Raw genomic sequence first — 12194 nt, forward strand, 5'->3', positions numbered from 1 at the left:
CTAGTCGATCAGTCGGGCCTTGGTCGACAAATAGGCCGTCAACGTCGCCAGTACGCCCACGATCGCGAACGACCAGCGGAGGTTGGCAAACTGGGCCACGATACCGATCAACGGCGGGCCGATCAGGAAGCCGATGAAGCTGATGGAGGAAACCGCTGCCAGTGCCATTCCGGCCGACATGGTTTTGGAACGTCCCGTGGCGCTGTAAACGAGCGGAACTACCGAAGATACACCGAAGCCAACCAGCAGAAAACCAATTGTGGCAGTAATCAAATGCGGGAATGCGACCGCAATGGCAAGGCCTGTGCCCATTAATGTACCGCTTACCTGCAACATTTTACGACGTCCGAGGAGATTGGCGAGCCAGTCGCCGGCAAAGCGGCCGCCCGTCATGGTACCCATAAAGGCCACATAACCCAGCGTAGTCATCGATGCGGGCACGTGGACCGCTTCCTGGAAGTATACACCGCTCCAATCGAACATGGCGCCTTCACAGACCATGGCACAGAAGCCGATCAGGCCCAGGATCAGCAGGTCACGGTCGGGTTTAACGAACATCGGCTGCTCTTCACCCGCTTCTTTTTCGGTGTCGGGCATGGTGTGCTTGTAGGCCGTAAAGATGATCGCGAATGCGATCAGCGCGATCACGAGGAAGTGGATATGAGGAGGCACATGCACTGAAATGAACAGCGAGCCGATCATCGCACTTACGAAGCCCGCAAGGCTCCACAACCCGTGGAACGACGCCATAATGGATTTTCCATACACCTGCTCAACGGCCACCGCCTGCGTATTCACGGCGATGTTGGTGAGGTTACCCCACAGCCCGAATGCGAACAACGCGATTACCAATTGCTCGGTCCGGGTCACAAACCCGATGAATGTGAGTGTGATAGCATACAAAATAGCGCCTATCAGCACCATTTTCTTGCTGCCGTAATGCGTGACCATCCATCCGGAGATCGGGAGGCTGGCCATCAGGCCGAGCGGCAGTGCGAGCAGCACGGTGCCAAGACCACCCTCGGTGAGGTGCAGCATGTTTTTAATATCCGGGATACGGCTCGCCCACGCGGCGAAGCTGAGGCCCTGCACGAAGAAGAAGGCCGCAACGGCCCATCTTAAATATCGTCTGGAATCGGAAGGGGCGAAAATTGAATAATTCATGTGTGTCTGGTATTTCTTTTATATAATTTTTTTAATTTTTTCGAATAGATGGTAAGAGGAGTGAAAATTGCATTATGTGCAGTTTTAAACTTCTTGCACTGCAAAATTAACGCTTTGGAAGAGCATTTAATTCATATGAATTGTATTTTTTAAATTAAATTAAAAAGTATGTGTTGTACAAAACTAAGAAACGTTGCATTTTAATGATTTAATGGACGAATGGATGGCGGTAATTGGTGAAAAAGTAGGCAAAACGGTTACTGTTCTTTAAATTCACCGGATACCTTAACCAACCCGATCACAGCCTGATGCGCGTCGCTTTTACCTCACTCCTTTGTTTACTGACATTACTTTCACGGGCACAAAATGCCCCACAGCAACGCCTGGACAAGATCCGGGCTACTTTGCCCGTCATTGAAAAGCTCTATCGCGACTATGCGGAGAAGAACCATTTCCCTGGTCTGGCATTCGGGTTGGTAGTAGATGGGAAGCTGTTGCTTTCGGGCGGGCAGGGCTTCACTGAAATCGCTACTTCCACCAAAGCGACGCCGAAATCGCTGTTCCGCATTGCGTCCATGTCGAAGAGCGTGACGGCGATGGGTATCCTCGCCCTTCGAAAGGAAGGCAGGCTGAAACTCGACGACCCGGCTTACCTGTACATTCCCGAACTGAAAAACATGCCTTCGCTCACCAAAGATGCCCCGGCAATCACGGTGCGGCATTTGCTCACGCATATGGCCGGGTTTCCGGAGGATAATCCCTGGGGCGACCGCCAGCTCGATACGAAGGACGAGGACCTGATCGCATTGATTTCCAAGGGTATTTCCTTTTCCAATGTGCCCGGTGTGACCTACGAATACAGTAACCTTGGCTTTGCGATCCTCGGCAGGATCATAACGAATGTGTCGGGAAAACCGTACCAGCAGTACATTAATGAGGTTATTTTCAAACCGTTAGGCATGACCAGCACCATCTGGGAATATACCGAGGCGCCCAAAAACCTGCTCGCGCACGGATACCGCTACGAGGATGATATCTGGAAAGAAGAAGCGCTCGAACATGATGGTACTTACGGCGCGATGGGCGGCCTGATCACGTCCATCGACGATTTCAGCAAATATGTGGCATTCCATTTGTCGGCCTGGCCGCCTTCGTCGGGCGCTGACACAGGCCCGGTTACGCGCAGCGATGTGCGTGAAATGCAGATGCCCTGGAATTTTAATAACCTGAATACCTCATTTACCTACCCTGGCGGGCGTGTTTGCCCGATGGTATCGGCCTACGGCTATGGGCTTCGGTGGAGCAGGGATTGCGAGGCTCGAACGGGTATCGGGCATACCGGCGGTTTGCCGGGATTCGGCAGCCAGTGGCAAATCCTGCCGGAATACGGCATCGGCATCATCGCGCACGCTAACCGCACGTACGCGGGCATGGCGACGATCAACACGGCGGTGCTCGATACGGTGATCGCCCTGGCGGAGCTGAAACCGTTGCCTGTTACCGTTTCTAATGTGCTCAAACAGCGGAAAGATCAGCTCGTGAAGCTGCTGCCAACCTGGCAACATGCGGAGCAGAGCGGCATTTTCGCCGAGAATTTCTTCCCCGACCGCTCCGTATCGCATCGGAAGAAGGAACTGGATGTGCTGCTCGCAAAGGCCGGCAGCATGACCGGCGCTACCGAAATGGTGGCCGAGAACCAACTCCGGGGTACATTTAACCTGCAATGCCAGTCGGGGAGTATCCGCGTCTATTTTACCTTGTCGCCCGAAAACCCCGCATTGATCCAGCAGCTTGATTTTTCGCTGAACAAATAGTTTTTGGGGAAAAAATAATGACGGCATAGGGGGATCGTCGGGGCCGGTTGTCTCGGTAGAAACATCAGGACAATTATGAAAAAGACAATTCTATCCTTCGCTATTTTCATCGTTCTCGGCACTTTGACCAGCGTTTTTGCGCAGGAAAACGAGACTATTTTCCAAAATCGGGGCATTTGGCGGTCGGGCGGGTACGCCGGGATCTCCAATAAGTTTACGAAAATTGACGGGCGCTTTGCCAATATGCCGGAGATTTACGGCGGCTGGTTTATCAATCAACGCCTGCTGATCGGGATTGAAGGCGCCGCGACGACCAACTTCATCCGCGTGCCGGAACTGGAACAAAATTTCCGCGCACGCAAGATGACCTACATGTACGGCCAGTTCGGTTTAATGACCGAGTACGTGATCGCCTCGACCCGAAAGGTGCATCTCACCGCCAACCTCATGACCGGCAGCGGGTTTACATTGCAATACGACCGCCGGGACTTCGACGATTGGGAATGGGATGAATGGGACGATGACCACGACGAAAATGCCAGGTGTTTCTTCGTGATGGAGCCCGGCGTGCAGGTGGAGTTCAATCTCCTGAAATGGATGCGGTTCAGCCCGGGGATCTCTTACCGAAAAGCATTTAATGCGAAAGGCAATGGCCTTAGCGACAGCGACATCAGTAATATTTCATACAACGTGACCCTAAAATTCGGTCGGTTTTAAAAGGCAGCGAGGGATTAGCAGCCGTACGCTAACCGGTGTGGCGATTAATCCCCCTTTTTCCTGAACGGTCGTCATGCTAGCCGCGTTGATTTAAGTTAACAGCCTGATAATCTTCGTTCAAGGGCAATAGGAACGGAAATAATGGAGTTATAGATGAATTGCACACTAATGGGACACTTAAAACAACAGGAAGATGCGCGTTACGGGTATTGTAGTGGTCGGGTTATTCATGCTCGTTTTTTCGGTTGCCAAAGGCCAGAATGTCTACGATGTGATCGTAGCCGGCCGCACGATCGGCTCCCTGAAAGTATTCGATGAGAAAGGTGCGGACGGAGATACCGAAACGCACCGGATCGAGTCGGATTTCAAGGTAATGTTCTACAAAGGGTCCTATTCGACCCAAACCAATTATGTGCAGGGCAAGCTCGTTTCCGCCACCTGCGCACACCATGTCAATGGTGATTTGAAGGAAAAAACGCTGACAAAAAGCAGTACAAAGACATTGTATGAAGTGCTTTTTTCCGGCGAAGATGGAGAGGATAAGCCGAGTACCGTAGTGAACAAGCCTATCAGCAGCACCATTACCAGCCTTTATTATAAGGAACCTATCAATATCACGGAAGTGTATTCCGAACGCTACGGCAAGATGTGCCATATCCGCAAGCTGTCCGAGGGCAAATACGGCGTGACGTTGCCGGACGGTAAAGAAGGGGTATATTCCTACAAAAACGGTCTTTGCCGTGAGGTAAAGACCGATCTTGCTGGTTTCAAGCTGAGAATTGTATTGAGTGAAGGCAAAAATGCCTTGCGCTGACGCCTAAATTTCGGCCTGCTTCACGTTTTTCAGATCCGCATTGTCGCGGATTTCTTCATTGGCGACTTTCACGAGCACGTCGCCTTCTTTCACATCCCCGAAAATTTCAGTCTTGTCGGTACTGCTGCTGCCTGTTTTGACGGGCACCCAAACGGCCTTGTTATCCACGACCTTGATCACGAACGTTCCCTGGGTAGAATTGAGCACGGCCGACCGCGGTACGGCAAATGTGCCTGCATCACCCGACAATGGGATCGAAACTTCGGCGATCATACCAGGCAAAAGTTTTCTATCGGTGTTAACCACATCCATTTCCGTGCGTTGCGAGCGCAGGCGGGCGTCTAATGCACCCGCAAGACGGCTCACTTTGGCCGGGAAGCTCTGGTTCGGCAGCGACTTCACTTTGAATGTAACCTGGCTCTGGTTTTTGAGGTAGCTGGTATATTGCTCCGGCACACTCACGACGAGACGCAGCTTCCGCTGCTCCACGAGCGTGAAAAGCGGGAATTCGGAGCCTTTGCCCGACGGTCCCACGTAGGCGCCCGTACTTACATTACGCGCGGAGATAATACCGCTGAATGGTGCCCGGATTTCGAGGTAATTACGATTATCGGTGATTTCACGGCTGGTGGAGCGGGCGGCGTCTAGCTGGGCGAGATCGGAGCGCTGCTTGGCCAATGCTACGTCCAGGTCGTTCTGCGAGACGGTACCGGGCGTTTTGCTGGTTTCGAGCAAACGTTCGTAATTGGCTTTACTCGCCGCGTAAATGGCTTCAAAGGATTTCAACCGCGATTCGCTTGCTACCAGCTGGGAGGTCAGCTCCGGTGCTTCCATTGTAGCCAACAGTTGGCCTTCGCGCACTTCGCTGCCGACGTCTACATGCAGCTTTTTAACAAAACTGCTCACTTTGGCATAAATGTCCACCTGCTGGAAGGCGATGAGCTCGCCCGGAATCTGAATGTTGGACGCCAGCTGTTCCTTTTTCAGGGGAAAAGCGTCCACCACCGCAGCATTGGCAGTAGCTTCGGCTGCTGCTTTTTTCTTTTCTTCTTCTTCGGCATGCGAGGAGCCGCAGCCTTGCAGGACCGTCGCAGCGCCTGCAACGAGCACGGTCATGGCGATGTGATGAATATGTCTCATGGTCGGATAGGTTCGAAGTTTAAATTAACGGGTCATCGGAACATAGTACTTGCTTTCTTCATCCTCGGGGTCGAGCGAAACGCTTTGCGTCGTGGCTTTTTCCTGTCCCCACGCGAACACGAGCGGGAGGATGAACAATGCCGCGAAGGTGGAGGCGATCAGCCCGCCGATTACCGCACGGCCCAATGGCGACGACTGGTCGCCTGCTTCGCCGAGCCCGCTGGCCATCGGGATCATACCAACTACCATCGCCACGGCGGTCATCACGATAGGGCGGAGCCGCAGCCCGGCCGATTCCTTGGCCGCTTCGATCGCATTACCGCTGTGCTTGCGGAGCTGTTCCGCATTGGTTATCAAAAGTACCGCATTTGAAATAGATACCCCCACCGACATGATAATGCCCATGTACGATTGAAGGTTCAATGTGGAGCCCGTCACCATCAGCAATGCGAGAGAGCCGAGGATTACCGCCGGAACCGTAGCCAGTACGATGGCCGATACTTTAAACGACTGGAAGTTCGCGGCCAGCATGAGGAAGATTACGACGATGGCCACCACCAGCCCGTTTTGCAGGCTGTCGAGCGTGTCGGTCAATGTCTGGCTCAAACCGACCAATTCCACCGTCAGGCCGCGCGGTAGCTCGCCCAGGGATGCCAATGCTTCCCGCACGTCGGCCTGCGCTACGCCCAGGTCTTTGTTGTTGAGGTTGGCCGTGACCGACAGTACAGGCATGGCGCCGAGGTTGTCGTTTTCACCATAAGTGGTATCCGGGGTAATGGTCGCGATGTCGCCGAGCACAGGCCGGTTGGCATTCCTGAGCAATGGGATTTCCCCGATTTCCTGAATGCTGCTCATTTTGCTTTCCGGCACCTGTACCTGCACCGAGTAGCTGAAACCGCCTTTTTCGTCCACCCAGATGTTCTTATCGGTGTAGCGCGACGATGAGGTCGAGGCAATGAGGGATTTGGAAACATCGTTCATATCCACACCCAGCTGCGCGGCGCGCATCCGGTCTACCTCGATCTTGATCGCCGGGTATTTGTTGGATTGCCCCAACTGAATATCACGCAAATAGCTGATCTCCTTCAATTTAGCCATTACCTTCTGTGCATATTGCTCGTTCAGCGTCTTATCGCGGCCCGACATCCGTACTTCGATCGGCGTAGGGGACCCCTGGCTCAGGATCTTGTCGGTCAGTTCAATGGGTTCGAAAGACATTGCGAGGTCGGGAATCGCTTTTTTCACCTCCCTGCGGATCTTTTCTTTCAATTCATCCAGATTGGTATGAAACTCTTCATGCAAGCCTACCTGTAAAACCGCTTCCTGCGGACCGGCCATGAAGAGGTAGATCGGGTTTACGGAAAACAATGCGGGGTGCTGGCCTACATAGGCCGAGGTGACCGATACGTTTTCAGGACCGACGATTTTTTCGATGATATCGATCGTTTTCAGCGTTTTCTCTTCCGTGCGTTCCATACGTGTACCTTCGGGGGCACGCAGGCGCACCTGGAACTGGCTGCCGTTTACTTTGGGCAAAACATCCTTGCCAATATTGGAAAGCAGCAATGCGGCCAATGCCGTGGTAATGATCAGGTAAGCCGCCACAATGGGTTTGCGGAACGGCATCACGCGGTTAATGAAGCGCATAAACCGTCCGCGGATGCGTTCGAATGTGCTGATCTTGCCATTCTGGTCGGCGTCGGCGCGGTGCAGCATTGCCTCTTTCTGTGCGTCGGGATCTTTGCTCAGGCCCGATGCGGCGAACTCTTCGGCATCGGTCATTTTCGAGCCGTCGGGTTTGTGATGATGCTTCACTTTCATGATCCAGTTGGCCATCACCGGCACGAACGTCTGCGCGAGGAAGTACGAAACGATCATGCTGAAACCGATCGCCAATGCCAGCGGGAGGAACAGCGATCCCGGAATGCCGCCCATCGTGAATGCAGGGGCAAATACGGCCAGGATACAGAACAGGATCAGCAGCTTGGGAAATGCAATTTCCTTACAGGCATCCCAAATGGCCAGTGCCTTCGGTTTACCCATGTCAAAATGCTGGTGAATGTTCTCGATCGTCACCGTACTTTCATCCACCAGAATACCGATGGCGAGTGCTAACCCACTCAACGTCATGATATTGATCGTCTGCCCAAACAGGTTCAGGAACAATACGCCGGAGATAATGGATGTAGGGATGGTCAGGATCACGATCAATGCGCCCCGGGCGTCGCCCAGGAACAGGAGTACCATCAGGCCGGTCAATATCGCGCCGATGGCGCCTTCTGTGAGCAAACTCATCACCGAGTTCATGACGTAAGTCGACTGGTCGAACTCGTAGCTGATCTTCACATCTTCCGGCAATGTGCTTTGAATGCGTGGAATGGCCTTTTTTAGATTTTGCACCACTTCCCAGGTAGAGGCATCGGCGCTTTTGGCAATACTCAGGTACACCGAGCGCTTGCCATTCACCAGCCCGTAGCCCGAAGCGACATCTGCGCCATCTTCTACGGTAGCCACATCGCGCAGGTACAGGTTCTGCACGCCACCTTTAAAAAGTGGAATATCTTCAAACTCCTTGACGGTATGAATGGTCGTGTTGGTAGGGGTAATGTAGTTTTTATCACCAATGCGCACGTTACCCGAAGGGGCGGTCTGGTTGTTGACGCGCAATGCCTCTACAAGCTGATCGGGCGTCAGGTTGTGTGCGCGGAGCAGTTCCGGGTCGGCCTTGATGACCACCGTACGGATGTTACCGCCGAATGGGGGCGCGGAGACAAGGCCTGGAATGGAGGTAAATGTCGAGCGCACGTACACGTTCGCGAGGTCGAGGAGCTCGTTGTTGCTGCGTTTTTCGCTGCTGAGCACGAGCTGGCCTACGGGCAACGTCGACGCGTCGAAACGGATAATGAACGGCGGGTTGGAACCCGGCGGGAAAATGGCCTGGGCGCGGTTGGTGAATGCGCTGAGCTCCGCCGAAGCCTGCGCCATGTTGGTACCGGGGTAGAAGTTCACCTTCATCAGGGTAAGGCCCTGGATGTTCTTCGTTTCGATACTCTTGATACCGTTGACGTAGAGGAGGATATTGATGTATTGTTTGGCAAAAAAGGTCTCCATCTGCGTTGGCGTGTAGCCCCCGAACGGGTGGGCGATGTACATCACCGGCAGGTCCAGCTTAGGGAAAATATCGACCTTGATGTTCCGCACGGCATTGATACCGAAAAAGAATAAACCGGCCACCACCACCATGATGGTTATGGGTTTACGTAATGCAAAACGTATTAAATCCATGTTACGAAAATGTATGTTTAGTAACGAATGTGTGTGTGGTCAGGCGTGGTTATTGATTCAGAAACACGCCGATGTCGCCACTCGCGGCGGCTTTGAGCAGCACCGCCTGCCATACGTTGGTCACGGCGATGTCGCGGCTCGTTTCGGCGCGGTTGAGCACGTAGAGCGCCTGCGTCATATCCACGATGTTGCTCAGGCCGTTTTTGTACAAAACACTCTTTTGCAGGTAAGCATCGGAGGCGGATTGCACCTGTACCGGCGCCTCGCGGTAGTTGGTAATGGCATTGCCGATCTTCGTTTCCGACAAAATGAGCTGGTTTTTCAGCTGCTGGTCGGCCAGGTCGTACTCTTCTTTCAATGCATTGGACACAAACTTCTGCGACATCACCTGCTGCCGTGTGCGCAGCATGCTCGTCATATTCCAGGTGGCACCGATACCGAGCAGGTAATTGTACCGCACGGGCTTGATGCCTTCGAGGTAGTTATGGGTATAGGCCGTCTGGTCGGCAGCGTAGTTCGACGAAAATCCTGCCCCGCGGCCCTGGAACACGCCGAAGAGCGAGAAGGTAGGCATGGCCAGCGTATGGAAATATTTGGCCTGCTGCTCGCTGACGGCGATGCGATTGGAATAGAACCGCAGCAACGGATGGTTTTGCGGCTTCGCGGCACTGTCGGCGGCTACACGCGGCACCCGGCTCAGAAGCAGCGTATCGAGCTGAAAACGCTGATCGGTGATGCCCATCAGGCGGGCCAGGGTGTTGGCCTGTTCCTGCTCGAAGTCGCGGGCCTGCGTAATGCTGATCTTCGCATTGGACACTTCGGCATTGGCCAGCGACGAGTCTACACCCGGTATCAGGCCGTTTTTCGCGCGGGTTACTACGACGGTTTTCAATGCGTTGGCGCGTTCCAGGTTGTTTTCCCACGAACGGATCAGCCGCTGGGCGGCCAGCAGGTTCAGGTAAGCGGCGGCCGTGCGCACGCTGTGCTGGAACTGCTCTTGTTCCAGATCGGCCTGGTCACGGTTTACGACCGTCTGGGACACGTTAATGCGCTCACGGGCTCGGCCGAATGCGAAGAAATCCCAGTTGACGTTCGTCAGGTACAGCGCACCGAATGCGGAGTTCCAGTTCTGGTGCGCAAGCGGCAGCCCCGACGACGCCACCGACAGCCCCAGGCCGTACAGCGGGCCGTTCTGGCCGTTGACCGTCCCGTAATCCTGCTGGGCGGAGAGGTTGAGGTTGGGTAAATACTCCTTTTTGCTTTGCAGAACAGTGGCTTTGGAAGCGCTGAGGTAGTTGGTCTTGGCTTTGATGCTGCCGTAGTTGGCGACGGCCGTTTCCACGGCCTGTTGTAATGTAAGCGTTTGGGCACTCAGTTTTTCACCGGCGCCGACCAGCGAGAGGGTCAGCAGCAGGGAGGGGAAATACTTCTTTGATGTCATTTGCATTCAGAATTATATGGCAACTGAACCGGGGCGAGTGTGTGGACATCATATCTGGTCACCATTGTGGTGACCGCCAGGCCCGTCGAATTGCTTCGCAAAGGTAAATCCGGGCCGGGTGAGCTTGTTTATTACTTTCAAACAATAACTTATAATATTCAAACAAGGCTACCTTTCGTGGGTCCGGTAAGACTTGGGGGTAATGCCGATTTGCTTCTTGAAAAGATTGTTGAAATAGGCAGGGTACTCGAAACCCAGGCAGAAGGCGATCTCGGCGACGCTCCAGTTGGAATGCCGGAGCATCACTTTCGACTGGGCGAGCACGCGGTCGATAATGTGTTCGGTGGTAGTTTTCCCGGTGATCTCTTTCAGGGCCCGGTTGAGGTGATTCACGTGCACGCCGAGGCGTATCGCGTAATCCTTGGCGGTTTTCAGTTTGAGCTTATGCTCGGGGGATTCGATCGGGAACTGCCTTTCGAGCAGCTCGTGGAATTGGGACGACAGCTTCTGGGAGCCGTTGATATGCACGTCATTGGCGCCGGAAGGCTGCATTTTCATCGCCTCGTGCGCGAGCACATTCACGTAATTGCGCATGAGGTCGTACTTGTGCACGTAATTCGATTCGATGTCGGCCTGCATTTTGCCGAAAATGCTCAGCAGGTATTCTTCCTGTTCTTCATTGATGAAATAGACCGGGATGGCGTCGCTGCGCAGGATCGGGCAGTCGCTCACCGTGGCCGACCGGTTGATCGTGCTCAGGAACTGATCGGTAAACAGGCAGAAGTACCCCGATTGCTCTTCCGAAAGCGCCTGCCACGAATAGGGCACGTTGCGGTTGAAGAAAACCAGTGCATTGCGGTTGATTTCGATCTCCTGGTTGCCGTAGGTAATTTTCCCTTTTCCGAGGATCAGCGAGATCTTATAGAAGTCGCGGCGGGCATAGGAAGTGTATTTGTTGCAGAATACCCTGGAGAACACATTGAAGTGGCCTTCATCCCCGGTCGTTTTGTCCGGACCTTTTAGCCCTTTCGCAGCAGGGTGCGTCTGGTAAAAATGTGCTACGGTCTCATTCGGTATCATGAGCTGAAATTATGAAATTCAAATATTGGCTACAAAGCCAGGTGGTTAAAAATTAATTAAATAGGAGTATGCCTTGGTATCATCCAAAAATTTCCCGGTTAAACCCTTCTCGGGGCTACCAATGGGAAAAGCCGGTGTGAAAGACACCGGCTGGGTAATGGGTAGCATTTGTTATAATTACATCGTACCGCAAATCCATTCTTCTTGCTGAACGGGCTTGTTCGCGTGTACACCATTACCCGTTTTGTAGTTGCGGGCGGACAGCAGCGGATTGATCCCGTTCCGCTGCTTGCGCTGGCGCGTGAACACCACGAAACGGACTTCGCGTGGCGCATATTTCGGCGTCGGGTCGGTATCCGGGCGTCCGAGGTTCAAAGTAGCAAAGCGGGCGGCGAGCGCCGGGTTCGACGATTCGACAACCAGCCTGGCCTTCGGCGCCGCCGCTGCTTTGTTGGGATGCTTGTAATTGTGGGAAGAAATGCCCGGATCCGTGATGCGGACGGGCTGTGCCTGGGCCGCCTGGCCGAGCGTGGTCGCCAATGCCAGGAATGCTGCGAAAATGAGTGGCTTAGGATTCATGTCAGGTTAATTACAGAAAAGGTTGTTAGGATTTGTTTCCAAAATTACCTGTACACTTTTTTACAATTCATATCCATTTCAAACATTGAACTATAAAATTCAATCACTCATTAATTTATTTTTCAGCGCATTAGCATTCTGATCGGAAAGAATTAACTTT

General features: G+C 53.4%; 9 protein-coding genes. 3 read left to right on the forward strand and 6 right to left on the reverse strand.

The features are described from left to right. The gene (locus H144_RS0117305; RefSeq protein WP_026350772.1) at positions 1 to 1164 is read right to left on the reverse strand and encodes an MFS transporter; all 1164 of its coding nucleotides are present in this window, start codon (positions 1162 to 1164) and stop codon (positions 1 to 3) included. 308 nt (positions 1165 to 1472) lie between these two features. On the opposite strand from H144_RS0117305, the gene H144_RS0117310 reads away from it, so the two are divergent. The 3 genes from H144_RS0117310 to H144_RS0117320 all read left to right on the forward strand — a co-directional run bounded on the left by H144_RS0117310 (position 1473) and on the right by H144_RS0117320 (position 4509). Next, positions 1473 to 2978 (forward strand): serine hydrolase domain-containing protein, encoded by a 1506-nt coding sequence (locus tag H144_RS0117310; RefSeq protein WP_019943357.1) that lies wholly within the window; start codon positions 1473 to 1475, stop codon positions 2976 to 2978. A 75-nt stretch (positions 2979 to 3053) separates the two neighbouring features. After that, a complete protein-coding gene (locus H144_RS0117315; RefSeq protein WP_019943358.1) occupies positions 3054 to 3695 on the forward strand; it encodes a hypothetical protein in 642 nt (213 codons plus the stop codon). 193 nt (positions 3696 to 3888) lie between these two features. Further along, positions 3889 to 4509, forward strand: a complete 621-nt coding sequence (locus tag H144_RS0117320; protein ID WP_019943359.1) for a DUF6134 family protein — start codon at positions 3889 to 3891, stop codon at positions 4507 to 4509. 3 nt (positions 4510 to 4512) lie between these two features. Here the strand turns inward: H144_RS0117320 and H144_RS0117325 are convergent, their stop codons facing one another. From H144_RS0117325 to H144_RS0117345, 5 genes are all read right to left on the reverse strand, one after another. Beyond that, complete coding sequence (locus tag H144_RS0117325) at positions 4513 to 5649, reverse strand: efflux RND transporter periplasmic adaptor subunit (RefSeq protein WP_019943360.1); 1137 nt, start codon at positions 5647 to 5649, stop codon at positions 4513 to 4515. 24 nt (positions 5650 to 5673) lie between these two features. After that, complete coding sequence (locus tag H144_RS0117330) at positions 5674 to 8934, reverse strand: efflux RND transporter permease subunit (RefSeq protein WP_026350773.1); 3261 nt, start codon at positions 8932 to 8934, stop codon at positions 5674 to 5676. A gap of 49 nt (positions 8935 to 8983) precedes the next feature. Then, positions 8984 to 10375 (reverse strand): TolC family protein, encoded by a 1392-nt coding sequence (locus tag H144_RS0117335; protein WP_229207923.1) that lies wholly within the window; start codon positions 10373 to 10375, stop codon positions 8984 to 8986. 168 nt (positions 10376 to 10543) lie between these two features. Continuing rightward, positions 10544 to 11455 carry a helix-turn-helix domain-containing protein gene (locus H144_RS0117340; protein ID WP_019943363.1) on the reverse strand — a complete coding sequence of 304 codons (912 nt, stop codon included), beginning with the start codon at positions 11453 to 11455 and terminating at the stop codon, positions 10544 to 10546. A 177-nt stretch (positions 11456 to 11632) separates the two neighbouring features. Further along, on the reverse strand, positions 11633 to 12034 hold the full coding sequence (locus H144_RS0117345) for a hypothetical protein (RefSeq protein WP_019943364.1): 402 nt from the start codon (positions 12032 to 12034) through the stop codon (positions 11633 to 11635). Positions 12035 to 12194: the final 160 nt, after the last annotated feature.

Origin of the sequence: Dyadobacter beijingensis DSM 21582, assembly GCF_000382205.1 — a bacterium.
Classification (GTDB): Bacteria; Bacteroidota; Bacteroidia; order Cytophagales; family Spirosomataceae; genus Dyadobacter; species Dyadobacter beijingensis.

What these genes read in the sequence shown, in the direction of transcription:
- H144_RS0117325 (WP_019943360.1), bottom strand. Translation starts at nt 5,649, where the DNA reads ATGAGACATATTCATCACATCGCCATGACCGTGCTCGTTGCAGGCGCT.
- H144_RS0117310 (WP_019943357.1), top strand. Translation starts at nt 1,473, where the DNA reads ATGCGCGTCGCTTTTACCTCACTCCTTTGTTTACTGACATTACTTTCA.
- H144_RS0117305 (WP_026350772.1), bottom strand. Translation starts at nt 1,164, where the DNA reads ATGAATTATTCAATTTTCGCCCCTTCCGATTCCAGACGATATTTAAGA.
- H144_RS0117335 (WP_229207923.1), bottom strand. Translation starts at nt 10,375, where the DNA reads ATGACATCAAAGAAGTATTTCCCCTCCCTGCTGCTGACCCTCTCGCTG.
- H144_RS0117315 (WP_019943358.1), top strand. Translation starts at nt 3,054, where the DNA reads ATGAAAAAGACAATTCTATCCTTCGCTATTTTCATCGTTCTCGGCACT.
- H144_RS0117345 (WP_019943364.1), bottom strand. Translation starts at nt 12,034, where the DNA reads ATGAATCCTAAGCCACTCATTTTCGCAGCATTCCTGGCATTGGCGACC.
- H144_RS0117330 (WP_026350773.1), bottom strand. Translation starts at nt 8,934, where the DNA reads ATGGATTTAATACGTTTTGCATTACGTAAACCCATAACCATCATGGTG.
- H144_RS0117320 (WP_019943359.1), top strand. Translation starts at nt 3,889, where the DNA reads ATGCGCGTTACGGGTATTGTAGTGGTCGGGTTATTCATGCTCGTTTTT.
- H144_RS0117340 (WP_019943363.1), bottom strand. Translation starts at nt 11,455, where the DNA reads ATGATACCGAATGAGACCGTAGCACATTTTTACCAGACGCACCCTGCT.